The 26468-nt window shown below is 63.4% G+C and carries 25 protein-coding genes; 23 read left to right on the top strand and 2 right to left on the bottom strand.

Annotated features, from left to right (window positions below; translation table 11 throughout):
• The first annotated feature begins 170 nt into the window (after positions 1 to 170).
• The 5 genes from surE to rlmD all read left to right on the top strand — a co-directional run bounded on the left by surE (position 171) and on the right by rlmD (position 5182).
• Positions 171 to 920, top strand: a complete 750-nt coding sequence (surE, locus tag ACZ0AJ_RS13115; RefSeq protein ID WP_258835041.1) for a 5'/3'-nucleotidase SurE — start codon at positions 171 to 173, stop codon at positions 918 to 920.
• A complete protein-coding gene (locus tag ACZ0AJ_RS13110; protein ID WP_499454941.1) occupies positions 917 to 1765 on the top strand; it encodes a protein-L-isoaspartate(D-aspartate) O-methyltransferase in 849 nt (282 codons plus the stop codon). Before surE ends, ACZ0AJ_RS13110 begins: the two co-directional genes overlap by 4 nt.
• Positions 1766 to 1818: 53 nt before the next feature.
• On the top strand, positions 1819 to 2697 hold the full coding sequence (locus ACZ0AJ_RS13105; RefSeq protein WP_499454940.1) for a peptidoglycan DD-metalloendopeptidase family protein: 879 nt from the start codon (positions 1819 to 1821) through the stop codon (positions 2695 to 2697).
• Between the two features lie 6 nt (positions 2698 to 2703).
• Positions 2704 to 3699, top strand: a complete 996-nt coding sequence (gene rpoS / locus ACZ0AJ_RS13100) for an RNA polymerase sigma factor RpoS (RefSeq protein ID WP_499454938.1) — start codon at positions 2704 to 2706, stop codon at positions 3697 to 3699.
• Positions 3700 to 3811: 112 nt separating this feature from the next.
• A complete protein-coding gene (gene rlmD, locus ACZ0AJ_RS13095; RefSeq protein ID WP_499454936.1) occupies positions 3812 to 5182 on the top strand; it encodes a 23S rRNA (uracil(1939)-C(5))-methyltransferase RlmD in 1371 nt (456 codons plus the stop codon).
• Between the two features lie 260 nt (positions 5183 to 5442).
• Here rlmD and ACZ0AJ_RS13090 read toward each other — a convergent pair whose 3' ends face one another.
• Complete coding sequence (locus ACZ0AJ_RS13090; protein ID WP_183555426.1) at positions 5443 to 6126, bottom strand: Bax inhibitor-1/YccA family protein; 684 nt, start codon at positions 6124 to 6126, stop codon at positions 5443 to 5445.
• Between the two features lie 252 nt (positions 6127 to 6378).
• Here ACZ0AJ_RS13090 and ndk point away from each other — a divergent pair, with 252 nt between their 5' ends.
• The 16 genes from ndk to ACZ0AJ_RS13010 all read left to right on the top strand — a co-directional run bounded on the left by ndk (position 6379) and on the right by ACZ0AJ_RS13010 (position 23201).
• Complete coding sequence (gene ndk, locus ACZ0AJ_RS13085) at positions 6379 to 6804, top strand: nucleoside-diphosphate kinase (RefSeq protein ID WP_183555425.1); 426 nt, start codon at positions 6379 to 6381, stop codon at positions 6802 to 6804.
• A gap of 126 nt (positions 6805 to 6930) precedes the next feature.
• The gene (gene rlmN, locus ACZ0AJ_RS13080; RefSeq protein WP_183555424.1) at positions 6931 to 8100 is read left to right on the top strand and encodes a dual-specificity RNA methyltransferase RlmN; all 1170 of its coding nucleotides are present in this window, start codon (positions 6931 to 6933) and stop codon (positions 8098 to 8100) included.
• A complete protein-coding gene (gene pilW, locus ACZ0AJ_RS13075; protein ID WP_499454935.1) occupies positions 8100 to 8909 on the top strand; it encodes a type IV pilus biogenesis/stability protein PilW in 810 nt (269 codons plus the stop codon). Before rlmN ends, pilW begins: the two co-directional genes overlap by 1 nt.
• 27 nt (positions 8910 to 8936) lie before the next feature.
• Positions 8937 to 9938, top strand: a complete 1002-nt coding sequence (locus ACZ0AJ_RS13070) for a RodZ domain-containing protein (protein WP_499454933.1) — start codon at positions 8937 to 8939, stop codon at positions 9936 to 9938.
• A gap of 23 nt (positions 9939 to 9961) precedes the next feature.
• Entirely contained in the window at positions 9962 to 11263 is a 1302-nt protein-coding gene (ispG, locus tag ACZ0AJ_RS13065; protein WP_499454931.1) for a flavodoxin-dependent (E)-4-hydroxy-3-methylbut-2-enyl-diphosphate synthase, read from the top strand.
• A gap of 148 nt (positions 11264 to 11411) precedes the next feature.
• Positions 11412 to 12764, top strand: coding sequence for a histidine--tRNA ligase (gene hisS, locus ACZ0AJ_RS13060; RefSeq protein ID WP_499454929.1), 1353 nt, complete (start codon positions 11412 to 11414; stop codon positions 12762 to 12764).
• 47 nt (positions 12765 to 12811) lie between these two features.
• Positions 12812 to 13495, top strand: coding sequence for a YfgM family protein (locus ACZ0AJ_RS13055; RefSeq protein ID WP_499454928.1), 684 nt, complete (start codon positions 12812 to 12814; stop codon positions 13493 to 13495).
• A gap of 85 nt (positions 13496 to 13580) precedes the next feature.
• Positions 13581 to 14735 (top strand): outer membrane protein assembly factor BamB, encoded by a 1155-nt coding sequence (bamB, locus tag ACZ0AJ_RS13050; protein ID WP_499454927.1) that lies wholly within the window; start codon positions 13581 to 13583, stop codon positions 14733 to 14735.
• Positions 14736 to 14741: 6 nt separating this feature from the next.
• Entirely contained in the window at positions 14742 to 16079 is a 1338-nt protein-coding gene (gene der, locus ACZ0AJ_RS13045; protein ID WP_183555417.1) for a ribosome biogenesis GTPase Der, read from the top strand.
• Positions 16080 to 16226: 147 nt separating this feature from the next.
• Entirely contained in the window at positions 16227 to 16466 is a 240-nt protein-coding gene (hfq, locus tag ACZ0AJ_RS13040) for an RNA chaperone Hfq (RefSeq protein ID WP_183555416.1), read from the top strand.
• Between the two features lie 32 nt (positions 16467 to 16498).
• Positions 16499 to 17722 (top strand): GTPase HflX, encoded by a 1224-nt coding sequence (hflX, locus tag ACZ0AJ_RS13035; protein WP_499456786.1) that lies wholly within the window; start codon positions 16499 to 16501, stop codon positions 17720 to 17722.
• A 4-nt stretch (positions 17723 to 17726) separates the two neighbouring features.
• Positions 17727 to 19013, top strand: a complete 1287-nt coding sequence (gene hflK / locus ACZ0AJ_RS13030) for an FtsH protease activity modulator HflK (RefSeq protein WP_183555415.1) — start codon at positions 17727 to 17729, stop codon at positions 19011 to 19013.
• Positions 19013 to 19891: a protease modulator HflC gene (gene hflC / locus ACZ0AJ_RS13025; protein ID WP_258835029.1), complete on the top strand. Its 879-nt coding sequence runs from the start codon at positions 19013 to 19015 to the stop codon at positions 19889 to 19891. The genes hflK and hflC overlap by 1 nt, the downstream gene beginning before the upstream one ends.
• A 271-nt stretch (positions 19892 to 20162) precedes the next feature.
• Positions 20163 to 21317: an ATP phosphoribosyltransferase regulatory subunit gene (locus ACZ0AJ_RS13020; RefSeq protein WP_499454925.1), complete on the top strand. Its 1155-nt coding sequence runs from the start codon at positions 20163 to 20165 to the stop codon at positions 21315 to 21317.
• A gap of 3 nt (positions 21318 to 21320) precedes the next feature.
• Entirely contained in the window at positions 21321 to 22637 is a 1317-nt protein-coding gene (locus tag ACZ0AJ_RS13015) for an adenylosuccinate synthase (protein ID WP_183555412.1), read from the top strand.
• A gap of 24 nt (positions 22638 to 22661) precedes the next feature.
• On the top strand, positions 22662 to 23201 hold the full coding sequence (locus ACZ0AJ_RS13010; RefSeq protein ID WP_183555411.1) for a phosphoribosyltransferase: 540 nt from the start codon (positions 22662 to 22664) through the stop codon (positions 23199 to 23201).
• Positions 23202 to 23303: 102 nt separating this feature from the next.
• Here the strand turns inward: ACZ0AJ_RS13010 and ACZ0AJ_RS13005 are convergent, their stop codons facing one another.
• Entirely contained in the window at positions 23304 to 23633 is a 330-nt protein-coding gene (locus ACZ0AJ_RS13005) for a TfoX/Sxy family protein (RefSeq protein WP_499454924.1), read from the bottom strand.
• Between the two features lie 113 nt (positions 23634 to 23746).
• Here ACZ0AJ_RS13005 and ACZ0AJ_RS13000 point away from each other — a divergent pair, with 113 nt between their 5' ends.
• Together ACZ0AJ_RS13000 and ACZ0AJ_RS12995 are read left to right on the top strand one after the other, a co-directional pair.
• A complete protein-coding gene (locus tag ACZ0AJ_RS13000; protein WP_482899555.1) occupies positions 23747 to 24343 on the top strand; it encodes a MarC family protein in 597 nt (198 codons plus the stop codon).
• 98 nt (positions 24344 to 24441) lie between these two features.
• The gene (locus ACZ0AJ_RS12995; protein ID WP_499454923.1) at positions 24442 to 26463 is read left to right on the top strand and encodes a hybrid sensor histidine kinase/response regulator; all 2022 of its coding nucleotides are present in this window, start codon (positions 24442 to 24444) and stop codon (positions 26461 to 26463) included.
• Positions 26464 to 26468 lie beyond the last annotated feature (5 nt).

The raw sequence follows: 26468 nt of genomic DNA, 5'->3' as shown, positions 1-26468 counted from the left end.
GCGTGGTTGTTCGGCCGTTGCCGCTCTTGCCACGCTGCTTGTCAATCAGCTAAGTTATTGATCGTAGCGGCGTGTCAAAGCGGCATCCAGCGTCCCGGATCATGAAATCCGGGCGCATTTTTCCGCCACCAGGTGTCGATACAAGCGTTGCTTCAGGTAAAATCGCCTCCATGCGGATACTGATTAGCAACGACGATGGCTATCTCGCGCCCGGCATCCAGGCGCTGGCGGATGCGCTCGCGCCCATTGCCGAGATCGTCGTCGTCGCGCCCGACAGCAACCGCTCGGGCGCATCCAACTCCCTCACACTCGACCGTCCCTTGTCGGTCCACAAGGCGGCCAACGGCTTTTACTTCGCCAATGGCACGCCGACCGACTGCGTGCACATCGCGCTGACCGGGATGTCCGATGCGCTGCCCGACCTCGTGGTTTCCGGCATCAACAATGGCCAGAACATGGGCGACGACACGCTGTATTCCGGCACCGTGGCCGCTGCCACGGAAGCGTATCTGTTCGGCGTGCCGGCCATCGCGTTCTCGCAGGTCAACAGCGGCTGGGCCCATGTGGACGATGCGGCCCGCGTGGCGCGCGACATCGTGGAACGTTTCGCGGCGGGCGGTTTTGCCGCCTTGCCGTCGCCGTTCCTGCTCAACGTGAACATCCCGAACCTGCCGTACGAGCAGATCGGACCGCTGACGCCGGCCCGCCTTGGCCGCCGTCACCAGGCCGAGCCCGTCATCCGCGCGCAGGATCCGCGCGGGCGCGAAATCTTCTGGATCGGCGCGCCCGGTGCCTGCCTCGATGCGGGCGAGGGCACCGATTTCCACGCCACGGCGCAGGGCCGCGTGTCGATCACGCCGCTGCAGATCGATCTGACCCACAAGACCCAGCTCGATCTGCTGGCGGGAGCCTTGCCATGAAGGACGCGCGGCCGAACTTCCCATTGCCGCTGTCGTCGACGACGGGCGGCGCGCGCAAGCCTGGCACGCCGGCGCCGGTGTTCACGCCGCAGACCGCGACCCGCAACGCCGCCAGCGGCAGCAAGGCGCCGCTTGAAGCCGGGCCGGCTGCACGCGCGCCCGGCTATGTGCCGGCCGCGACCGGCGCGCCGACCGCCCAGCGCTCGGACCTGGCCGCCACCGAAGCGGTGCGCCGCGCGATGGTGACCCGCATCGCGCGCCAGGGCGTGAACGATCCGCAAGTGCTGCGCGCCATGGAAATCGTGCCGCGCCACTTGTTTCTGGAACCGGCGATGTCGGGCCAGGCATATGTCGATGCGTCGCTGCCGATCGGCCATCAGCAGACGATGTCGCAGCCGTATATCGTGGCGCGCATGATCGACATGATGTGCGCCGGCCGCAAGCTCGAGCGCGTGCTCGAGATCGGCACGGGCTGCGGCTACCAGGCCGCGGTGCTGTCGTTCGTCGCCAAGGATGTGTACTCGATCGAGCGCATCAAGGCCCTGCACGAGCTTGCCAAAACCAATCTGCGCCCGATGCGCATATCGAACCTGCGTTTGCAGTATGGCGATGGTATGTTAGGCTTGCCGCAGGTGGCGCCGTTCGACGGTATCATTCTCGCGGCCGCCGGCCTCGATGTGCCGCGCGCGCTGCTCGAGCAGCTGGCCATCGGTGCGCATCTGGTCGCGCCCGTTGGCGCCGAGGTGCAGCACCTGCACCGCATAACCCGCACCGGCAAGGCCGAGTGGACCAGCGAGACGCTGGAAGCGTGCCACTTTGTGCCCCTGCGCCCGGGCACCATCTAATTTCAATCTGGGCCGCCAGGCCCGCAGTACGCCGACAAGACTAAAGAATGCCAATGACACAAGCACCGCGTTTCGCCCTCCTGACGATCCTTATCGGCCTCGTTGCCGGCTGTTCCACCACGACCCGCCAGGCGCCCGTCGTCGAACGCGGTACCCCGCCCGCACAGACCCGCCCGGCGCCAGTGCGCGTCGACGAGACCCCCAAGCACGACGAGCGCGGCATGTACACCGTGCGCAAGGGCGACACGCTGCTGCGCATCGCCTTCGACTTCGGCCAGAACTACCGCGACCTGGTCGACTGGAACAAGCTGGCCAATCCGGATGACATCAAGGTCGGCCAGGTGCTGCGCGTGAGCCCGCCGGGCGGTGAGCGCACGGCCAATGTGCAGACCCAGCCGATTCCGATGCCGCCGGCCGCCAGCGCGCCGCGCAAGACCGAGCCGCGCGTCGACAAGAAGCCGGCCACCGAGACCACGGTGGCCGATACGCGCCCGAGCGTTCCGGCCGTCACGCCGGTCGTGCCGGCAGCGCCGGCGGCCCCGGCTGCCGGGGCCAGCGACGAAGCGCGCCTGAGCTGGATGTGGCCATCGGAAGGGCGCGTCATCGCCACCTTCGACGACGGCCGCAACAAGGGCCTGGACATCGCCGGTAAGGCCGGCCAGCCCGTGGTGGCCGCCGGTTCCGGCAAGGTCATGTACGCTGGCAGCGGGATTCGCGGTTATGGTAACCTCGTCATCGTCAAGCATAGCAACAGCCTGTTGTCGGCCTACGCGCACAATCGCAAGATCGTCGTGAAGGAAGGCGACAATGTGGCCAAGGGCCAGTTGATCGCCGAAATGGGCGATTCCGACGCCGATCTGGTCAAGCTGCACTTCGAAATCCGCCAGCAGGGCAAGCCGGTCGACCCGACGAGGTTCCTGCCCGTTCGATAGGATGGTATGACACAGCCGCCGCACTCGCTCGACCCGCAGGACACCGACGAGTTTCCGGATGACCCGGAAAGCGGGCCGGTGGCTGCTGCGGGTGATGGCGAGCCGCTGGCGGTTGCCGCCGTCGTCGATACGGTCGACGAGCTGCGCAAGGTCTTGCAGGCCGAGCTCGCGACCGACACCACCCAGCATTACCTGAACCAGATCGGCACCCGCGCGCTGCTCACGCACGCCGAGGAAGTCCATTTCTCCACGCTGGCCAAGGCCGGTGATTTCGGCGCGCGCCAGACGATGATCGAGCACAATCTGCGCCTGGTTGTCTCGATCGCCAAGCATTACATCAACCGCGGCGTGGTGCTGCTCGACCTGATCGAGGAAGGCAATATCGGCCTGATGCGCGCGATCGACAAATTCGAGCCCGAGCGCGGCTTTCGCTTTTCGACCTACGCCACCTGGTGGATCCGCCAGAGCATCGAGCGCGCGATCATGAACCAGGCGCGCACGGTGCGCCTGCCGGTGCACATGGTGCGCGAACTCAACGGCGTGCTGCGCGCCAAATACCACCTCGAAGCGCAAACCCACGACGGCAAGGAAGCCTCGAGCGAAGACATCGCCAGTCTGGTCGGCCGTCCGGTCGAAGAGGTGCAGGACATCCTGATGCTGTCCGAACATCCTACTTCGCTCGACGCGCCGCTCGACAACGACCCGCAATCGAGCCTGATGGACGTGCTGCCCGACGACGGCGAGAGCAGCCCAGACGCCCACGCCGAACAGCATGAGGCCGCGCTCTTGGTGCGCGACTGGCTGGCGCGCCTGCCGGACAAGCAGCGCCTGGTCGTTACGCGCCGCTTCGGCCTGGACAACGACGAGCCGGCCACGCTCGAGACACTGGCCGACGAGCTGGGCGTCACGCGCGAGCGGGTGCGTCAGATCCAGCAGGAAGCGCTGGTGAAACTCAAGCGGGCGATGGCCGCCCGTGGCGTGGTCCGCGACGCGCTGTTATGAACCATCGGGGCAGGTTGTAGCGCCTCATCGGTTTCCTTGCTATCATGCGCCGCCTGTGCGGCCGCGCCGCCAGCGCATCCTCTCCTCGACGCTCACTCCTTTCTGATCGCCCATGCACGACATTTTCATCGACATCAAATCCCTCGACATGGACGGGCGCGGCGTTGGCCACCTCGAGAACGCCGACGGCTCGCCCGGTAAAGTGGTCTTCGTCGAAGGCGCGCTGCCGGGCGAGCGCGTCAGCTACGAGACCCTCAAGAAAAAGAAGAACTGGGAAGCGGGCCGCATGGTCACGCTGCAGCGCGCATCGTCCATGCGGGTCGAGCCCAAATGCATCCACTTCGGTTACTGCGGCGGCTGCTCGATGCAGCACCTGGAGCCGGGCGCGCAGGTCGCGATGAAGCAGCGCGTGCTCGAAGATAACCTCAAGCACATCGCCAAGGTGAAGGCCGAGACCATCCTGCGGCCGATGTACGGCCCGACCTGGGATTACCGCTACCGCGCGCGCCTGTCGGTGCGTAACGTGCCGAAGAAAAACACGGTGATGGTGGGCTTTCACGAGAAAGCCTCGGCGCTGGTGGCCGACATCGTCACCTGCGAAATCCTGCCCGACCATGTCGCGCGCCTGATCGTGCCGCTGCGCGAATTGATCGCCGCACTGTCGGTCATCGACCACGTGCCGCAGATCGAACTGGCAATCGGCGAAGAATCGACCGTGCTGGTGCTGCGTATCATGGCGCCACTGAGCCGCAAGGACGAAACGCTGCTCAAGGCATTCGCCGACACATGGAAGATCCACTGGTGGCTGCAGCCGAATGGCCCCGATTCGGCGCACCCGTACTATCCGCTGGGCACCGATCTGTACTACACGCTGCCCGAATTCGGCATCCGCATGCCGTTCAAGCCCACCGACTTTACCCAGGTCAACCACCAGATCAACCGCGTGCTGGTCTCGAAGGCGCTGCGCCTGCTGGACGTGCAGCCAACCGACCGCGTGGCCGACCTGTTCTGCGGCCTGGGCAACTTCACGCTGCCACTGGCAACCCAGGCGCGCGAGGTCGTCGGCATCGAGGGCAGCACCGCGCTGACCGAACGCGCACTGGAGAATGCCCGCGCCAATGGCCTGGCCGCCAAGACGTCATTCTCGACCCGCAACCTGTTCGACGTGACGAAAGAAGACCTGGTGGCGCTGGGCCGGTTCGACCGCATGCTGATCGATCCGCCCCGCGACGGCGCCATGGCGCTGGCGCAGGCGCTGGCCGAGCTGCGCACCACCCACGAGCACCTGATGCCGCAGCGGATCGTCTACGTATCGTGCAGCCCGTCGACGCTGGCGCGCGACGCCGGCATCCTCGTACACGAAGCCGGCTACGTGATGACGAAGGCAGGCGTCGTCAACATGTTCCCGCACACCTCGCACGTGGAATCGATCGGCGTGTTCGAGCTGGGCGACAAGCCAGCACCGGCAGAAGAGTGGACCTGAAAAGCGGGGGTCAGGTCTGACATTCGGACACGACCTCGACAAAAGCCGGGGTCAGGTCTGACATTCGGACACGATCTCAACAGTCGGGCAGTTGAAGCTGGCTGGCATCGGGCCATGCTGATGATCGGCTAGACACCGTTGGAAGTGGCTAACGCTGAGGTCGTGTCTAAATGTCAGACCTGACCCCCGCTGTGGGTGAGGAAATAATGAACGAAAAAAAACCGGCCAGTGGCCGGTTTTTTTATTGGGGCAGGGGACGATCAGTCGTCGCCGCCCACGATGCCCAGCAGGCGCAGCAGGCTGGAGAAGATGTTGAAGACGTTCAGGTAGATCGACAGCGTGGCGGTGACGTAGTTGGTTTCGCCGCCGTTGACGATGCGCTGCACGTCATACAGGATGAAGGCCGAGAAGATACCGATCGCCAGGATCGAGATCACGATCGACAGCACCGACATCTGCAGGAAGATGTTGGCGACGACGGCCAGCAGCAGTACGACGACGCCGGCCATCAGCCAGCTGCCCATGCCCGAGAAGTCGCGCTTGGTCGTGGTGGCGATGCTGGCCATCACGGCGAACACGATCGCGGTACCGCCGAAGGCGGTCATGATCAAGCTGCCGCCGTTCGAATAGTTCAGCGTGTGCGTCAGCAGCGGGGCCAGCATCAGGCCCATGAAGAACGTGAAGCCCAGCAGCAGGGCAACGCCCAGGCCCGAGTCCTTGTTCTTTTCAATCGCCCACATGAAGCCGAATGCGACGGCCATGAAGATCACGAAGCCGAGGATACCGCTGAACAGCGCGACACCCATGGACACGCCAAGGAAGGCGCCTGCCACGGTCGGGATCATCGACAGCGCCAGCAACCAGTAAGTATTGCGTAGCACTTTGTTACGCGAGGCCTGGCCACCTTTGGTCAGGTCGATGGTACTTTGGGTACTAGGATACATAGTGCCTCCGGAGAAATGAATAACTGCAGGTACTGTACAGCAACTACCTATCATCCTATAACACGTGACTTAAACGAGCATGAAGTTTGATCAAGAAGCTGGACGTAAGTTTGCCGCCACTGTACCACCTTGCCGACCGCCACCGCAATATGAGCTTTTCGGGTCGGATGTGGTAAAATTGAAGGTTAATTGAGTCCCAAAGTTTGTTTACATCGCTCAGTTCTAAACCTTTCATTTTATTGGAGTTTTCTCATGGCAATCGAACGCACCCTGTCCATCATCAAGCCTGACGCAGTCGCAAAAAACGTGATCGGCAAAATCTACAGCCGTTTCGAAGAAGCTGGCCTGAAGATCGTCGCTGCACGCATGGTGCAACTGTCGCGCGCTGAAGCCGAAGGCTTCTACGCTGTGCACGCTGCACGTCCATTCTTCAAGGACCTGGTCGAGTTCATGATCTCGGGCCCAGTCATGGTCACCGCCCTCGAAGGCGAAGGCGCGATCCTGAAAAACCGCGACCTGATGGGTGCAACCGATCCGAAGAAAGCTGACGCCGGCACCATTCGCGCTGACTTCGCTGATTCGATCGATGCCAACGCTGTTCACGGTTCGGACGCTGCCGAAACCGCTGCTGTGGAAATCGCTTACTACTTCCCGGCACTGAACGTCTACTCGCGTTAATTAGTAAGGGGGAGCGCAGTCCGGGCGCGCCCCGGAGCATTCTCCCCGGACTAATGCAATGAGTAACCCGCTCGCCTGCGGCCAAGGGCCGATGCGAGCGGGTGCTGAAACTGAGGAATTTTTGCCATGACGACGCTCACCAACCTGCTGGACCTCGATCCCGCGCAACTCGTCGCTTATTGCGCCGACTTGGGTGAGAAGCCGTTCCGCGCCAAGCAACTCCAACGCTGGATTCACCAGTTTGGCGCCGCGGACTTCGACAGCATGACCGACCTGGCCAAATCGCTGCGTGAAAAGCTGAGCACGCGCGCCGAAGTGCGCGCACCAGCCATCGTCAGCGACAACACGTCCACCGACGGCACGCGCAAGTGGCTGGTCGATGTCGGCAATGGCAATGCGGTCGAAACCGTGTTCATCCCGGAAGAAAACCGCGGCACGCTGTGCATCTCCACACAAGCCGGCTGCGCCGTCAACTGCCGCTTCTGCTCGACGGGCAAGCAGGGCTTCAACCGCAACCTCACAGTCGCCGAAATCATTGGCCAGCTGTGGATGGCCGAGTTCGAGCTGCGTCGCACCAAAGGCATCGAGCCAGGCCCAAAAGGCGAACGCCAGATCACCAATGTGGTGATGATGGGCATGGGCGAGCCGCTGCTGAACTACGAACCCACCGTTACCGCGCTCAAGCTGATGCTCGACGATAACGCCTACGGCCTGTCGCGCCGCCGCGTGACCTTGTCGACCTCGGGCGTGGTGCCGAACATCGACAAGCTGTCGCAGGACGTGCCGGTGGCCATGGCGGTGTCGCTGCACGCGTCGAACGATGCGCTGCGCGATATCCTGGTGCCGCTGAACAAGAAGTACCCGCTGCGCGAACTGATGGCCGCCTGCAAGCGCTATCTTGAGTTTGCGCCGCGCGACTTTATTACCTTCGAATACTGCATGCTCGACGGCTTCAACGACAGCGACGAGCACGCACGCGAACTGATCGCACTGGTCAACGACCCCGTGGTCGGCGTGAACTGCAAGTTCAACCTGATTCCGTTCAATCCGTTCCCCGAGTCCGGCCTGTTCCGCTCCAAGAATCCCCGCATCAAGGCGTTTGCCCAGGTGCTGATGGATGCCGGCATCGTCACCACCGTGCGCAAGACGCGCGGCGACGATATCGACGCCGCCTGCGGCCAGCTGGCCGGTGAGGTCAAGGACCGTACCCGGGTGGCCGAGCGCATGGAAAAAATGGCCGAGTACCAGAAAAAGTTCGGCGCCGACTTCGGGCGCATCGTGGAGATCCCGACCTGATGAAGCTTGCCGCCGCCGCGCTTGCACTCGCCTCGACCCTGACCCTGCTGGCCGGATGCGCCAGCAACGCGGGTGGCGGGTCGAGTAGCACCGGCGAGCTCAAGACGGCGTCGGACCAGACGGCGGGCGAGAAGCGTGCCTCGATCCGCATTCAACTGGCGGTCGGTTATTACCAGCAGGGCAAGTACGAGATCGCGCTCGACGAAATCAAGAAGGCGCTGGCGGCCGATGCGGCCTACGCCGATGCCTACGGCTTGCGCGCGCTGGTCTACACGTCGATGGGCCAGTATCCGCTGGCCGAAGAGAATTACCAGCAGGCGCTGCGCCTGCGCCCGAACGACCCCGAGTTTTCAAACAACTTCGGTTCGTTTTTGTGCCAGTCGGTCAACCGTCCGGCCGAGGCAATGCGTTATTTCGATGCCGCACTGAAGAACCCCACGTACCAGACGCCGCTCAGCGCGCTGGTGAATGCGGGCGTGTGCAGCATCAAGAACCGGAACAACGATGCGGCCGAGCGCTATCTGCTCGAAGCCTTGCGTCTGAACCCCGGTCTGCCGACGGTCAATACCGGATTGGCGCGGGTGTACTACGAGCGGCGCGACCTTGAGCGCGCCGGTTTTTTCATCAACCGTCTGCTCGAGACAGCCAAGCTCGAGACGCTGCCGGCTGATGCGCTGTGGCTTGCCATGCGCATCGGCCGCAAGGCGGGTGACCGGACCCATGAAGCGTCGCTCGCAGCCCAGCTGCGGCGCCGCTTCCCCGGTTCGCCCGAGTACGCAGCGTACGAGCGCGGGGCGTTTGGTGAGTAAAGAAGAACAAGGACAAGGACAAGGACAATGAACGAGCAAGCAGACCAGCCAGCCGCACCGGGCAACGCGTCCGGCATCCCTGGCAAGACCCTGCAATCCCAGCGCGAAACCATGGGCTGGAGCGTCGAGCAGGTTGCCGACCAGCTCAAGCTGGCGCCGCGCCAGGTGCTGGCGCTGGAAGCGGGCGATTACGCCTCGCTGCCCAGCCCGGCCGTCACGCGCGGCTTCGTGCGCGCCTACGCCAAGCTGCTGCGCATCGACGCGGCGCCCCTGGTGTCGATGATCGAACTGAACATGCCGCCGGAAGCCCGCGCTGGCGCCCAGTCGGCGATGGCAGCTGCCCGCCGCGAACAAAAACCGGCGGCGTTCTCGGAAACCCGGTTTCCGATCAATGGCAAGCGCCGCAGCCTGCCGCTGGGCTGGATCGCCGCCGTGGTCGTCGTGGCCGGCGCCGCCGTTGCGGCCTGGCAGTTCAACCTGATACCAAGTCTGAACCGCGATGTCGAATCGGGCGATACGATGGTGCTCGAGAATCCGGCTGCGGGTGTCGTGGCACCGGGTACCGCTGCGCCGGTCCAGCAGGGCCTGATCAATCCGTCGGTGCCGCTCATTTCGGTGCCGTCGCCATCGAGCCAGGGTACGGCCCCGGCGGGCGCGCCAACGACGGCGCCAACGACGCCGACCGCACCGGCTGCCGCGCCTGCCGCTGCGCCGGTCACTGCACCGGCGACGGCCACGCCGGCGCCAGTCGCGGCGGCGCCGGCTGCCGCAGCGCCGGCTGCCGCCGGCGCCAACACGCTGGTGCTGAACGTGCGCGCCGATTCGTGGATCGAAGTGCGCCCGAGCGGCGGCGGTCGTCCGCTGATTTCGCGCCTGGTCAAGGCTGGCAGCACCGAGTCGGTCGAGGTCGCCGGCCCCGTCAACCTGACCGTCGGCGTGCCGGGCGCCGTGACCGCGACGCTGCGCGGCGCCAATGTCCCGCTGCCACAGCAGCCGGGCAAGACCATCGCACGCGTGGCCCTGAAATAAGCTGATCACTCGCTGGAACCAACATGAATTCCTTGAACGAAGCCCCAATCCCCGAGTTCGCATCGGCCGCCGCCATTCCGTCGGGCCCGATGGCCCGCCGCGCCAGCCGCAAGGTCCTGGTCGCGAACGGCGCGCGCCAGGTGTGGGTCGGCGGCGATGCGCCCGTCGTCATCCAGTCGATGACCAATACCGATACCGCCGATGCGATCGGCACCGCGATCCAGATCAAGGAGCTGGCGCGTGCCGGTTCCGAGATCGTGCGCATCACCGTGAACACGCCGGAAGCAGCAGCGGCCGTGCCGGCGATCCGCGCCCAGCTCGACCGCATGGAAGTCGATGTGCCGCTGGTCGGCGACTTCCACTACAACGGCCATCTGCTGCTGCGCGACTATCCCGAGTGCGCACAGGCGCTGTCGAAATACCGCATCAATCCGGGCAATGTGGGGCAGGGCGCCAAGCGCGACACCCAGTTCGCCCAGATGATCGAGATCGCCGCCAAGTACGACAAGCCGGTGCGCATCGGCGTGAACTGGGGCAGCCTGGACCAGTCGCTGCTGGCGCGCATCATGGACGAGAACGCATTGCGCGCCAATCCATGGTCGGCCCAGGCCGTCATGTATGAAGCGTTGATCACGTCGGCCATCGAAAACGCCATCCGCGCCGAAGAAGTGGGCCTGGCGCGCGACAAGATCATCCTGTCGTGCAAGGTCTCGGGCGTACAGGACCTGATCGCCGTGTACCGCGAACTGGCCCGCCGCTGCGATTACCCGCTGCACCTGGGCCTGACCGAAGCGGGCATGGGCAGCAAGGGCATCGTCGCCTCGACCGCGGCGCTGTCGGTGCTGCTGCAAGAAGGCATCGGCGACACGATCCGCATTTCGCTGACGCCGGAGCCGGGCGGCGATCGCACCCGTGAAGTCATCGTCGGCCAGGAAATCCTGCAGACGATGGGCCTGCGCAAGTTCACGCCGATGGTCATTGCGTGCCCGGGTTGCGGCCGCACGACGTCGACCGTGTTCCAGGAGCTGGCAGACAATATCCAGACCTTCCTGCGCGACCAGATGCCGGAATGGAAAAAGACCTATCCGGGCGTGGAAGGCATGAACGTGGCCGTGATGGGTTGCATCGTCAACGGTCCGGGCGAATCGAAGCACGCGAACATCGGCATCAGCTTGCCGGGTACGGGCGAATCGACGGCGGCGCCGGTGTTTGTCGATGGCCAGAAGTTTGCCACGCTGCGCGGCGAGCGCATCGTCGAAGAATTCCAGGCGATCGTGCTCGATTACGTGAAGAAGAATTACAGCCGCGAGACCGCGGCGTCGTAAAATTCGGCCATCGGCCCCAGCACGTCGTTCCCGCGAAGGCGGGAACCCAAGGTTGTTTGCGCCATGTCGTCGCATGAGACGGCCGATGACGCCACGAAATGAGGTTCCCGCCTGCGCGGGAACGACGTCGAATCAACAGATAACACTTATGTCCAAACCAGAAAAAATCGTCGCCATCAAAGGCATGAACGACATCCTGCCCAGCGATGCACCGCTGTGGGAATTGTTCGAGAACACCACCGAAACAATCCTGAAAAGCTACGGCTACCAGAAGATCGTCACGCCGATCGTCGAGCAGACGAGCCTGTTCTCGCGCGCCATTGGCGCCGTGACCGACATCGTCGAAAAAGAAATGTACTCGTTCGAAGATTCGATGAACGGTGACCAGCTGACGCTGCGCCCGGAAGGCACCGCCAGCGTCGTGCGCGCCGTGCTCGAACACAATCTGGTCTATGACGGCCCGCGCCGCCTGTGGTACAAGGGCCCGATGTTCCGCCACGAGCGTCCGCAGCGCGGCCGCTATCGCCAGTTCTTCCAGTTCGGCGCCGAAGCCATCGGTTTTTCGGGCCCGGACATCGATGCCGAGCTGATCATGATGTGCCGCCGCCTGTGGGATGACCTGGGCATCGAGAACGTGCGTCTCGAACTGAATTCGATCGGCAACGCCGAAGAGCGCCAGCGCCACCGCGCCGATCTGATCGCCTACCTCGAGCAGCACGAAAGCATTCTGGACGCCGAAGCCAAGCGCCGCCTGCACAGCAATCCGCTGCGTATCCTCGACACCAAGAACCCGGCCATGCAGGAAATGGTCAACGCGGCCCCGCGCCTGCTTGATTACCTGGGCGAAGAATCGCTGGCGCACTTTAATGGCGTCAAATTCCTGCTGGACCAGAACGCGGTGCAGTACACCGTAAACCCGCGCCTCGTGCGTGGCCTGGACTATTACAACCGCACCGTGTTCGAGTGGGTCACCGATGCACTGGGCTCGCAAGGCACGATCTGCGCTGGCGGGCGCTACGATCCGCTGGTGGAAACCTTTGGCGGCAAGGCCACGCCGGCCGTTGGTTTCGCGATGGGCATGGAGCGCATCATCGAGCTGATGAAGGCGATGGGCGAGCCGGCCGAGCCGAACCAATGCGACGTCTACATGGTCCATCAGGGCGAGAAGGCGCAGTTGCAAGCCTTCATCCTGGCCGAGCGCATTCGGGATGCCGGGCTGGATGTTGTGTTACATTGCGCAACGCCAGCGGGCGCCGGCAGCTTCAAGAGCCAGATGAAGAAGGCCGACGGGTCCGGCGCAGCGTTCGCCGTGATCATTGGCGACGACGAAGTTGCCAATGAAACCGCGGCCGTGAAGACGATGCGCGGCGAGATCGGCGAGCAGCAGCAGAGCACCGTGCCATTCCTGGAAGTGGTCGATTACCTGGTCGACCAGATCACCGGCGCGCACGTGCATGACGAACACTGCGGTCACGATCACGATCACATCCACAAGCATTAACACCCGTCGCACGACGCATTCCATCCACTCACTACAAGAACACGCACATGGCATACGATCACCAAGAGCAGGAACAGCTTGATTCCTTCAAGGCGTTCTGGTCGAAATACGGCAACATCATCGTCTGGGTCCTGATCCTGGCGCTCGGCTCGTTCGCCGGCTGGAATTTCTGGAAGACCCACCAGGCCAACAAGTCGATCGAAGCCTCCGCGCTCTACGACGAACTGCAAACGTCGTTGCTGGCGAATGACAATGCCAAGGTGCAGCGTATCGCCGGCGACATCCGCGCCAAGTACGAAAGCTCGCCGTACACGCAGATGGCAGCCCTGGCCGCCGCCAAGACGGCGTTCGAAGCGAACGACCTCAAGACTGCTAAAGCCCAGCTGCAATGGGCGGCCGACAACGGCAACGACGAATACAAGTCGATCGCCAAGCTGCGTCTGGCTGGTGTGCTGCTCGATGAAAAAGCCTTCGACGAAGCACTGAAAGTCTTGAATGGCACGTTCCTGCCGCAGTTCACCGCCCAAGTGAACGACCGCAAGGGCGATGTGCTGGTCGGCCAGAACAAGCTGAACGAAGCGCGCGCTGCGTATGTCGCTGCACTGGCTGCGATGGATGCCGCCAGCCCGGCCCGTCAACTGGTGCAGGTCAAGCTCGAAGCCATCGGCGGCACGGTGCCGGCAGACAAGAACGGCCAAGCGCCAGCCGCAGACCAGAAAGCGGCTGCGTAAATTTTTCGCATGAGATGGCCCGCGTCCGCCTTCGAGCGGCCGCGGGCTTTGCGTCCTTTATAGTCCAGGAACAAGGTAGAACATAATGCGTATTAGCAGCAAGCTTGTTGGCGTCGGCGTACTGGCCCTGATGACGGGTTGCTCGACCCTCAATTCGCTCAATCCATTTGCATCCGACAAGAAGGGCGATCAACCCGCCAAGCTCGTCGAACTCAAGGGCAGCATGGCCGTGCGCACCGCATGGAAACTCGACATCGGCAAGGCCAAGGGCTACCAGTTCTCGCCTGCGCTGAGCGGCAACACGCTTGTCGTGGCCGCGGCCGATGGCGCCATTGCGCGCGTCGACGCCGCCACCGGCAAGCAGCTGTGGCGCGTCAAGGCCGACAGCGAGCTGTCGGCGGGCGTGGGCACGGATGGCAACCTGATCGTCGTCGGCGCCGAGAAGGGCATCCTGATGGGCTACGACATGGACGGCAAGCTGCTCTGGAAAACGCAGCTGTCGAGCGAGATCCTGTCGGCGCCGGTCGTGTCGCAAGGTATCGTCGTCGCCCGTTCGATCGACAACCGCATCGTCGGTGTCGACGCCACGGATGGCAGCAAGAAATGGACTGTGCAGAAGGTCGCGCCGCCGCTGACGCTGCGCAACGCGCCGGGCATGATCGTGGCCGGCACCGACGTCATCGTCGCGCAGCCGGGCGGCAAGCTGTCCGCACTGATCATCGCTACCGGCGCACCGCGCTGGGACGTCGAGGTCGGCATCTCGCGCGGCGCGACCGAACTGGAGCGCGTCACCGATATCGGCGGCGCCCCGGTGCTGTTCGAGAACGAGGTGTGCGCCGCTTCTTACCAAGGGCGCGTAGGCTGCTTTGACCTGGTAACCGGTTCGGCGCGCTGGACGCGCGACCTGTCCTCCAGCGTCGGCGTGGCCGTCGACCAATTGTTCGTGTTCGCACCGGACGACAAGGGAGCACTCAATGCATTCACCCGCGACACGGGCGCCAGCAGCTGGAAGAACGACAAACTGTCGTTCCGCCGCCTGTCGACCCCGCTGTCGTATGGCCGCGCCGTCGCGGTTGGCGACTACGAAGGCTATGTGCACTTCCTGTCGCGCGAAGATGGCTCTTTCCTGGCGCGCGCTGCAACCGACGGGAGCCCGATCGTGGGCACGCCGCTGGTGGCCGGCGCAAACCTGATTTTTCAAACACAAAACGGAACTGTGACCGCCATCGCGGTCGAATAAGAAAACATGAAGCCGGTAATCGCACTCGTAGGTCGACCCAACGTCGGGAAATCGACCTTATTTAACCGCATGACCCGTTCGCGCGACGCGTTGGTGGCCGACATGCCAGGCCTGACGCGCGACCGCCACTACGGCGAAGGCCGCATTGGCGAACGACCATTCCTGGTCATTGACACGGGCGGTTTCGAGCCGGTCGCCAAAGAAGGCATCATGCACGAAATGGCGCTGCAAACGCGCCAGGCCGTCGCCGAAGCCGACGTGGTCGTGTTCATCGTCGACGGCCGCCAGGGCCTGACCCCGCACGACAAGACCATCACCGATTTCCTGCGCAAGAGCGGTCGCAAGGTCATGCTCGTCGTGAACAAGTCCGAAGGCATGAAGTACACGGCCGTCACCGCCGACTTCTATGAGCTCGGCATGGGCGACCCATACGTCATCTCCGCCGCCCACGGCGACGGCGTGACCGACCTCGTGGTCGAGGCGCTCGACGCTGCGTTCGCCGCCCGCCCGGACGAGCCGGCCGAACTCGAGCACGTCGACCATGGCATCAAGATCGCCATCGTCGGCCGCCCGAACGTGGGCAAGTCGACCCTGATCAACACGCTGGTCGGCGAACAGCGCGTGATCGCGTTCGACATGCCGGGCACCACCCGCGACTCGATCGAAGTGCCGTTCGAGCGCGACGGCAAGAAGTTCACGCTGATCGACACCGCGGGTATCCGCCGTCGCGGCAAGATCTTTGAAGCCATCGAGAAGTTCTCGGTCGTCAAGACGATGCAGTCGATCGCCGACGCCAACGTCGTCGTGCTGCTGCTCGACGCCCAGCAGGACATCTCGGAGCAAGACGCGCACATCGCCGGCTTCATCCTGGAGTCGGGCAGGGCGCTGGTCGTGGCCGTCAACAAATGGGATGGCCTGAAAACCGACGAGCGCGACGAAGTCAAAATCGATCTCGACCGCAAACTCGATTTCCTGAGCTTTGCCAACACGCACTTTGTCTCGGCACTGCGCGGCACCGGCATCACGCAACTGATGAAATCGGTCGAGGCTGCTTACGCCGCCGCCACCGCCAACCTGTCGACGCCGCGCCTGACGCGCGCGCTGCAAGAGGCCGTGGAGAAGCAGGAGCCGAAACGCAAGGGCTCGGGTCGTCCAAAGATGCGCTACGCCCACCAGGGTGGCCAGAACCCGCCGATCATCGTCATCCACGGCAATGCCCTGGACGGGATCAGCGAGCCTTACAAGCGCTATCTCGAGAAGCATTTCCGCGAGACGTTCAGCCTGGTTGGCACCCCGCTGCGGATCGAGCTGCGCAGTGGCAAGAACCCGTTCGCGAAGCCGTAGCAGTACGACAAAAAGTGGCGAAACAGGTTACAGTAGTTCAGGGCCGCATTCGCTTTGGCAGAATATGGCCTCACCCATGTGGCATGACTACTTGAAAATCGGCAAATCGCCTCAAACTTTTAACTACAACAACATCACGGAGCTGTTATGAGCAACAAAGGGCAACTGTTACAAGACCCATTCCTCAACGCCTTGCGCAAGGAACACGTCCCTGTCTCGATCTACCTGGTCAACGGTATCAAGCTGCAGGGTCATATCGAATCCTTCGACCAATACGTCGTCCTGCTTCGCAACACCGTGACCCAGATGGTCTATAAACACGCCATCTCTACCGTCGTGCCGGCCCGCGCCGTCAACCTCAATCTTGACTCCAGCGAAGCCGAGTAAGGCCGATGGCTGACGCCCCCGGCACGCCGCTCATGCGCGCAGCCCTGGTCGGCATCGACTTCGGGACTGGCGACTTCAACGCCAGTCTCGAAGAGTTGTCCCTGCTTGCGAAGTCCGCTGGCGCCGAACCGATCACCACGATCACGGCCAAGCGCTCGAGTCCCGATCCCGCACTCTTCATCGGCAGCGGCAAGGCCGATGAAATCGCCCTCGACGCCAAGGCACTCGGCGTCGATATCGTTATCTTCAATCACGCACTCTCGCCTGCCCAGCAGCGTAATCTCGAGCGTCGTCTCGAGCTGCGCGTCGTCGACCGTACCAGCCTGATCCTCGATATCTTCGCGCAGCGCGCCAAGAGCCACGAGGGCAAGCTGCAGGTCGAGCTGGCCCAGTTGCAGCACCTGGCCACACGCCTGATCCGCGGCTGGACTCACCTTGAACGGCAAAAGGGCGGTATCGGCCTGCGCGGTCCGGGTGAAACCCAGCTCGAGACCGACCGCCGGCTCATTGGCGAACGCGTCAAGGCGCTGCGCGCGCGGCTGGCCAAGCTGCGCAAGCAGCACGAGACCCAGCGCCGTCAGCGCGGCCGCAACAACACGTTCTCCGTCTCGCTGGTTGGCTACACCAATGCCGGCAAGTCGACGCTGTTCAACTCGCTGACCAAGGCCGGCGTGTATGTGGCAAACCAGCTGTTCGCCACGCTGGACACAACCAGCCGCCGCATGTACCTGGGCGACGATGTCGGCAGTGTCGTCATTTCCGATACCGTCGGCTTCGTGCGCGACTTGCCGCACCAGCTGGTGGCGGCATTCCGTGCCACGCTCGAAGAGACGATCCACGCCGACCTGCTGCTGCACGTGGTCGACAGCGCGTCACCCACGCGCATGGAGCAGGTGGAGCAAGTCAACGAGGTATTGCGCGAGATCGGCGCCGATCATGTTCCCCAAATTCTGGTCTGGAACAAGATCGATGCTGCGGGCCTGGAGCCCGGAGTCGAGCGTGATGAGTATGATAAGATCAACCGGGTTTTCATCAGTGCCCATAGCGGCGCCGGCCTGGATCTGCTGCGTTCGGCGATCGCCGAAACTGCCAAGTTCGGACCTGGTCAAAGCTATCGAGCCACCCCGGAAAACGAAGAACAGGACGACGCTTTCGAGCTCGCCGAGGTCGATGCGTCGGTGGACGCGCTGCCTGACGCGCTACCCGAAGGTCCTGCCGATCATCTGCCAACTTCCACCCTTGTCGGGCCACGCTAAGCCTATGTTTGTTTCCATACTAAAAAGATTCGGCGTCAAACTGTCGCTGAACGACCCACGCTGGGGCCGCAACCCAGAAGATGACCGCAAAGCCCAGGACGGTCGCCGTCCGGGCGACGGTCCGCCCGACCTCGACCAGATGTGGCGCGATTTCAATGCGCGTCTCAACAAGATGTTCGGCAACCGTGGCAACAACAACGGTGGCGGCGACAGTGGCGGTCCGAACCGCGAAATGCGCGGCGCCGGCATCGGTGCGGGCGTGATTGCCATCATCGTCGGCTTCATCTGGCTGGCCTCCGGCGCGTTCATCGTGCAAGAGGGCAGGACCGCTGTCGTAACGACGTTCGGCCAGTTAAGCCATACGACGACGCCTGGTTTCAACTGGCGCTGGCCGTATCCGATCCAGGCACACGAGATCGTCGATGTCTCGACCATTCGTACGGCCGAGATCGGCTACCGTGGCACGGCAAGCAACAAGCAGCCGCTGGAATCGCTGATGCTGACCGACGACGAAAACATCGTCGACATTCAGTTTGCCGTGCAATACACGTTGAAAGACCCGGTCGCATGGGTGTTCAACAACCGCGATCAGGACGACACCGTGCGTCAGGCAGCCGAAACGGCGATCCGCGAAGTGGTCGGTCGCAGCAAGATGGACTTCGTCCTGTACGAAGGCCGCGAAAAAGTCGCAGCCGATGTGCAGACGCTGATCCAGACGATCACCGATCGCTACAAGTTGGGCGCCCTGATCAGCAACGTGACGATGCAGGGCGTGCAACCGCCGGAGCAGGTCCAGAGCGCGTTCGATGACGCGGTCCGCGCCAGCCAGGATCGTGCCCGCGCCCGCAACGAAGGTGAAGCGTATGCCAACCAGGTGATTCCGGCTGCGCGCGGCCAGGCGTTCCGCCTGCAGCAGGACGCCGAAGCATATCGCTCGATGGTGGTTGAAAACGCGACCGGTAACGCATCGCGCTTCGATCAGGTCGTCGCTGCCTACGCCAAGGCCCCGGGCGTGACCCGTGACCGCATGTATGTCGACACGATGCAGCAGATCTTCTCCAGCACCACCAAGGTGATGATCGACTCGCGTGCCAACAACAATATGCTGTACCTGCCGCTCGACAAGCTGATGCAACAGGTTGCAGCCAACGATGCCCAGGTCGGCAGCAAGTCGGGTCCGGTGCAAGTGCCAGGCACCGGCCAGCCGGCCGAAGTGACCCAGGCCCTGGAAGCGGTGCGCCAGCGTGATGAGCGCAGCCGTGATTCCTCACGTGATCGGGAGACCCGTTAATGAACCGCCTCGTTACCATCTTCGTGGCCGGCTTCATCGCACTGATGCTGCTGTCGTCCACCATTTTCGTTGTCGACCAGCGCCGCTTCGCGATCGTGTTCGCGCTTGGCCAGGTCAAGGAAGTGATCGACAAGCCGGGCCTGCATTTCAAATTGCCGCCACCGTTCCAGAACGTGGTCTATATGGACAAGCGCATCCTGACGCTTGACACGCCTGACGTGAACCGCTTCATCACGTCCGAGAAGAGCAATGTGCTGGTTGACTCGTTCATCAAGTGGCGCATCAGCGATCCGCGTCTGTACTACGTCAGTTTCGCGGGCGATGAAACGCGCGCGCAGAACCGGTTGTCGCAGGTCATCAAGGCGGCGCTGAGCGATGAGATCACCAAGCGCACCGTGCGTGAAGTGATTTCGGGCCAGCGCGCAGCCGTGATGGCAGCAGTGCAGGCCAAGCTCATTGCTGAGGCTGCCGAAGTCGGCATCGGCATCGTCGACGTACGCCTCAAGCGTGTCGAGTACACCGAGCAGAACATCAATTCGGTATACGAACGCATGCGCGCCGAGCGTGTTCGCGTCGCCAACGAATCGCGTTCGACCGGTGCTGCCGAATCCGAGCAGATCCGCGCCGACGCCGATCGCCAGCGCACCGTGATCATTGCCGAAGCATTCCGCGATGCCGAAAAAGTCAAGGGTGACGGCGATGCCAAAGCATCGGCCATCTACGCCGACGCCTTCGGCAAGAACCCGGAATTCGCGCGCTACTACCGTTCGCTCGAAGCCTACCGTGCGAGCTTTAAGGATCGCAGCGACGTCCTCGTCGTCGATCCGAACTCGGAGTTCTTCAAGTACTTCAAGGCGCCTGCAGGCGGCGGCAAATAACCCTGTTCCCGCCTCGCTGCGGGGGTAGTTGAACAAACTGGGGGAGCACTGCCATCGGCCTTGCTCCCCTAGTGTCGTCTGCGGCAGGCATTGCCCGTACTGTCCGGCATCGTGGCAGATTATCAACCTTGACCCCCGCCAGTCCCGCTTTCGCTGCCTCAATCTGGTGGTTTTCGGTTAAAATCACCGATTCGGCGTTCGCGTCGTGCGCTGGCACGCCTGTCGTACGACGCTTGCCATTGACTACCCCAAACCCATAACGTCGTTGCCCATGCCGAATTGGCTATTGCCTGAAAATATCGCCGATGTCTTGCCGTCCGAGGCGCGCAAGATCGAAGAGTTGCGCCGACTGATGCTCGACAACTTCCGGCTCTACGGTTACGAACTGGTCATGCCGCCGCTGCTCGAGTATCTCGACTCGCTGCTGGCCGGCGCCGGTGAAGACACCGACCTGAAAACCTTCAAGGTCATCGATCCGCTGTCCGGCCGCCTGCTGGGCCTGCGCGCCGACATGACCACGCAGGTCGCACGCATCGACGCGCATCTGCTCAACCGCGACTCGATCACGCGCCTGTGCTACGCCGGCAGCGTGCTGCATACCCGCCCGTCGGGCCTGCATGCCACGCGTGAGCCGATGCAGATCGGCGCCGAGATCTATGGCCACGCGGGCCTCGAAGCCGATGCCGAGATCCAGGAACTGGCGCTGGGTTCGCTGGCCCTGGCCGGTTTCACGAATGTGCGCCTGGATCTGGCCCACGTGGGCGTGCTGCGCGCACTGCTCGACGACGACCCGGCCGCCAAGCGCGACGAGAACCAGCTCTACAGCCTGCTGCGCGCCAAGGATGCGCCGGGCCTGGACGCCATCTCGCAGAATTACTACCCGCAGACGCGCAAGGCGCTGTTGGCCTTACCGCGCCTGTACGGCAATATCGACGTGCTGGCCGAAGCCCGCGACGCACTGCCGGCGCTGCCGGGCGTGCAGCGCGCGCTGGCCGAACTGGCGGCGCTGGCCGCCGGCGCGCTGGGCCGCGCCGAGATCGCGATCGATCTGGCCGACCTGCGTGGCTATCAGTATGAAAGTGGCGCCATGTTCGCGCTGTATGTGACGGGCTTGCCGAATGCGGTTGCGCGTGGCGGGCGCTACGACCATGTGGGCGAAGCGTTCGGCCGTGCGCGGCCCGCAACGGGCTTCTCGCTCGACCTGCGCGAACTGGCCCGGCTGCTGCCGATGGCCGAGCGCAAGCACTCCATTCGCGCGCCGTGGGGCAACGCCCCCGAGCTGAAGGAAAAAATCGCTGACCTGCGCAAGGCAGGCGAAGTCGTGATCCAGAGCATGCCGGGTCACGACAATGTTCAGGACGAGTTCGAGTGCGACCGCGTACTCGTCCTCGAAAGTGGAAATTGGATTCTCAAAAACTTAGGTTAAGTGATGTCAAATACTAACGTGGCAAAGAACGTCGTTGTCATCGGCACCCAGTGGGGCGATGAAGGCAAGGGCAAGATCGTCGACTGGCTCACCGACCACGCCGCTGGCGTGGTGCGTTTCCAGGGCGGCCATAACGCCGGTCACACCCTGGTGATCAAGGGCCAGAAAACCGCGCTGCAGCTGATCCCGTCGGGCATCATGCGCGAAGGCGTCGCCTGCTACATCGGCAACGGTGTCGTGGTTTCGGTGCCGGACGTCATGCGCGAAATCGACAAGCTGGCCGCGGCCGGCGTCGAAGTCGTCTCGCGCCTGATGATCTCGGAAGCCTGCCCAATCATCCTGCCGTACCACGTCGCCATCGACAAGGCACGCGAACTCAAGCGTGGCGAGAACAAGATCGGTACCACGGGCAAGGGCATCGGCCCGGCCTACGAAGACAAGGTCGCCCGCCGCGCCATCCGCATTGCCGACCTGCTCAACGCAGAGCGCTTTGCCGAGAAGCTCAAAGAGAACCTCGACTACCACAACCACGTGCTGGTGAACTACCTGGGCGCCGAAGCGATCGATTTCCAGACCACCTTCGACGACGCGATGGCCCTCGTGCCACGCCTGCGTCCAATGGTCGGCGACGTCTCGTCCGCGCTGTACGCGGCGCACAAAGCCGGCGGCAAGCTGCTGTTCGAAGGCGCACAGGGCTCGCTGCTGGACGTCGACCACGGCACCTATCCGTTCGTCACCTCGTCGAACTGCGTGGCCGGCAATGCCGCCGCCGGCGCCGGCGTCGGTCCGAACATGCTGCACTACATCCTGGGCATCACCAAGGCCTACACCACCCGCGTCGGTTCGGGCCCGTTCCCGGCCGAACTGCCAACCGACGCTGGCGTCGGCGAGCACCTGTCGCGCGTGGGCCACGAGTTCGGCACCGTCACGGGCCGCGCCCGTCGCTGTGGCTGGTTCGACGCTGCGCTGCTGCGCCGCTCGGTCCAGATCAACGGCGTGTCGGGCATGTGCCTGACCAAGCTCGACGTGTTGGACGGCATCGAGTCGCTCAAGCTGTGCACCGGCTACAAGATCGACGGCCGTGCGGTCGACATCTTCCCGGTCGGCGCTGAAGACGCAGCGCGCTGCGAGCCAGTGTACGAAGAGATGCCAGGCTGGACCGAAAGCACCGTCGGCGCCAAGTCGATGGAAGAGCTGCCGGCCAACGCCCGCGCCTACATCCAGCGCATCGAAGAACTGGTCGGCGTGCCGATCGACATGGTCTCGACCGGTCCTGACCGCGAAGAAACGATCGTGCTGCGCCACCCGTTCGCGGCCTAACGACAAAATCTGGAGTCAAAAAAGATGAATTCCCCTGTATCGACGGAAAAAGACCTGTGGGTCTCGTGGGACGAATACCACCGCCTGATCGAGCGCCTGGCGCTGCAAGTGTATGAATCGGGCTGGAAGTTCGACCAGGTGCTGTGCCTGGCGCGCGGCGGTGTGCGTCCGGGCGACGTGTTCTCGCGCATCTTCGACGTGCCACTGGCGATCCTGTCGACCAGCTCGTACCGCGAAGAAGCGGGCACCAAGCAAGGCGACCTGGACATCTCGAAGTACATGACGATGACCAAGGGCCCACTGGCCGGCCGCGTGCTGCTGGTCGACGATCTGGCCGACTCGGGCGTGACGCTGCGTAAAGTCAGCCAGCACCTGACCGAAAACTACCCGCAGGTCACCGAAGTCAAATCGGCGGTCATCTGGGTCAAGGGCACGTCGTCGATTCGTCCGGATTATTTCCTGGACGACCTGCCGCACAATCCATGGATTCATCAGCCGTTCGAGGAATACGACGGCCTGCGTCCGCACCAGCTGTCGGCCTGGCTGAAGAAGTTCGAGAAGTAATTCATCCGGTTAAACGGGCGATGAGCGGGGAAGGGCGGATGCCTTTCCCCGCTTTTTTATTGGCGCACCCACAGGGCAACCGAGCTCACCAACAGATAACGGTCACAGCGCCTTCTTTTTCTTCCTGGGCAGCGGCAGCTCCTGCGCGGTGATGCGCACCAGCTGGCTCAGCCATTCCCGGTCTTCGCACAGGTCGCCGTCAATCTGGAAACAGGGTTTCGCACCGGGGTAGGGCGGCGCTTCGACAGGGGTGCCGATATGGGATCGGCCGCCCTCCGTTGGCTTGATGAACAGGACATCGTCGCACACCAGTGCGACCATCTTCTCATCGAGATAGACGCCGTATTCGCCGAACATCTTCTTGGCGCTGACCGCCCCGGCAGCGCTCATCTGGTCGAGGATGAAGTCGACCGTGCCTTGTTGTGATCCCATGTCTGCTTTCGATGTAGAGGTGATCGGACTTGGTGCCAGATCGTCCGGCACCTTGATGCACTCTGGTAAGATTACGCCTTTACTGTCGTCGCGTCGTCCAAGAATAATAAGCCATGACCCAAAGCTTTTTCTCCACCTTCATTCTGCTCATCCTCGTGACCGACCCGTTCGGTAACGTCCCGCTGTTCGCAGCCGCCCTGAAAGACACGCCAATCGAGCGCCGCAACCGCATCGTGATCCGCGAGTGCGCGATTGCCTTCGTGCTGCTGCTGGTGTTCATGTTCTTCGGCAAGCACTTCCTGGAAGCACTGCACCTGAGCCCGATCGCGCTGCGCATCGGCGGCGCCGTGATCCTGTTGATGATCGCGATCCGCATGATTTTCCCGCACCCGGATGGCGTGCTGGGCAAGAGCGAGGGTGGCGAGCCGTTCATCGTGCCACTGGCAATTCCTGCGCTGGCCGGCCCGTCGGCGCTGGCCACCGTGCTGCTGCTCTCGGCCACCAGCTTTACTGAAACAATGGTGCACGTGGCCGCACTGGCGGCGGTCGGCATCGTCTGGCTGGCCGTGTTTCTCAGCGCCGAGAAGCTGCAGCAAAAGCTCGGTCCACAGGTCATGACGGCCTTCGAGCGCCTGATGGGCCTGATCCTGACGGCAATGGCGGTCGAGATGCTGCTGGGCGGTATCCGCGAGTTTGTGCGCACGCTGTAACGCTCGCGTCACGCTCGTTTTACGCTGGCGTGCGTGAGCGGCGCTGCAAATCTGGCACACTTCGCTTGCGCGATGTGCGCGGGTCAACACGAAGCATCATGGGTATGAATCAGGTAGTGGGAGCGCCGACGGACGTGCGGCAGGAACCGTCATTATTCCTCGGCGACGGCACGGTGCGTGCGCTGATGCGCGAACACGACTGGACTACCTCGCCACTCGGTCATCCGCGCGACTGGCCGCAGGCCTTGTGTACGACGGTTGCACTGATGCTCGACTCCAAGTTCCCGATGTTCGTCGCCTGGGGCGACGAGCTTGGCTTCCTGTACAACGACGCCTACAGCGTGATCCTGGGCGCCAAGCACCCGGCCTCGCTCGCCCAGCGCTTTCGCGACGTGTGGTCGGACATCTGGGACGACATCGCACCGCTGGTCGAGCGTACGATGGGCGGCGAGTCCATTTACCTCGAGCGCTTTCCACTGACCATGCGTCGCCATGGATATGATGAGGCAACCTGGTTCCGTTTTTCGTACTCGCCTGTGCGAGGCAATGACGGCATGGTCGCCGGCATGTTTTGCGCCTGCGTTGAAATTACCAACGAAGTCCTGGCGCAGCGTTATCGCGACGAAGAAAACACGCGCCTGGTGAACCTGTTCGAGGAAGCGCCCGGCATCATCGCCGTGTTGCGCGGCCCCGACCATGTATTTGAACTGACCAACCGCTCCTACCTGACGCTGGTCGGCCATCGCGATCTGATCGGCAAGCCGGTACGCGAGGCGTTGCCCGAGGTGCAGGGGCAGGGCTATTTCGAGCTGCTGGACGAGGTCTATACCAGCGGCCAGCCATTCGTCGGCCATGCCGTGCCGCTGCGCGTGCAACGCGAACCGGGCGGCCCGCTCGAAGAATGCTATCTCGATTTTGTCTACCAGCCGATCCGTGACCAGTTCGGCAAGGTGACGGGCATTTTCCTGGAAGGCAGCGACGTCACGGTGCGCAAGCGCATCGAGGACGAGCTGCGCGAAGCCAACCGCCAGAAGGATGATTTCCTGGCGATGCTTGCGCACGAACTGCGTAATCCGCTCGCGCCCATCACCACCGCCGCGCAACTGCTGCAGCGCGGCCAGATGGACGCGCCCGGCATCGCGCGGGCCAGTGCGATCATCGCGCGCCAGGCCGAGCACATGACGGCGCTCGTGAACGATTTGCTGGACGTCTCGCGCGTCACGCGCGGGCAAGTCACGATGGCGCAGGAAACCGTGGCGGTCGAGCCGCTCGTGCAGGAAGCGGTCGAGCAGGTGCGGCCGATGCTCGACAGCTGCCACCATGAGCTGTTCCTCGACATCGAGCCGGGCCTGTACGTGCTGGGCGACCGCACGCGCCTCATCCAGGTGCTGTCCAACATCCTGAACAACGCCGCCAAATACACGCCGGCCAGGGGCCGCATCGTGCTGAGCGTGCGCACGGACGGCGGCGACGTGCGCCTTGCCGTGCGCGACAACGGCCAGGGCATCGATCTGCCCGTGCTGCCGTATATCTTCGACCTGTTCACACAGGCCGAGCGCACGCCGGACCGCTCGCAGGGCGGGCTGGGTCTCGGACTGGCGCTCGTCAAGAGCCTGGTGCTGCTGCATGGCGGCCGCGTCGATGCGCTCAGCGACGGGCTGGGCGAGGGCAGTGAATTTGTCGTCTACCTGCCGTTGCAGGAACCGGTCATGGAGTCGCCAGGTCCGGCGCCGGCGACATCCGTGCCTGACGCATCAGGTTTGCGCGTGCTGGTGGTCGACGACAACGTCGATGCCGCCGAAATGCTGGCCACGCTGCTGGAGATGAATGGGTACGAAGTCCGGGTCGAATTCGATGGCGCTAGCGCGCTGGCCACGGCATTGCGCGAGCCGCCCGCAGTGGCGCTGCTCGATATCGGCTTGCCCGATATGGACGGCCACGAACTGGCCCGTCGCCTGCGCGCACAGCCTGCGACGGCGGAGGCCGTGCTGGTGGCGCTGACCGGGTACGGGCAGGCCGAAGATCAACAGCGCGCGCAGCAAGCCGGCTTCGATCATCACATGGTCAAGCCGGCCGATCTGGACCGGTTGCTGACGTTGCTGGCCAGCGTAGAACGCTAAGCCGG

It is taken from the genome of Telluria sp. AC161 (assembly GCF_979258535.1).
The sequence above is the reverse complement of the archived record's forward strand: the minus strand, read 5'-3'. Positions and strand labels throughout refer to the sequence as shown.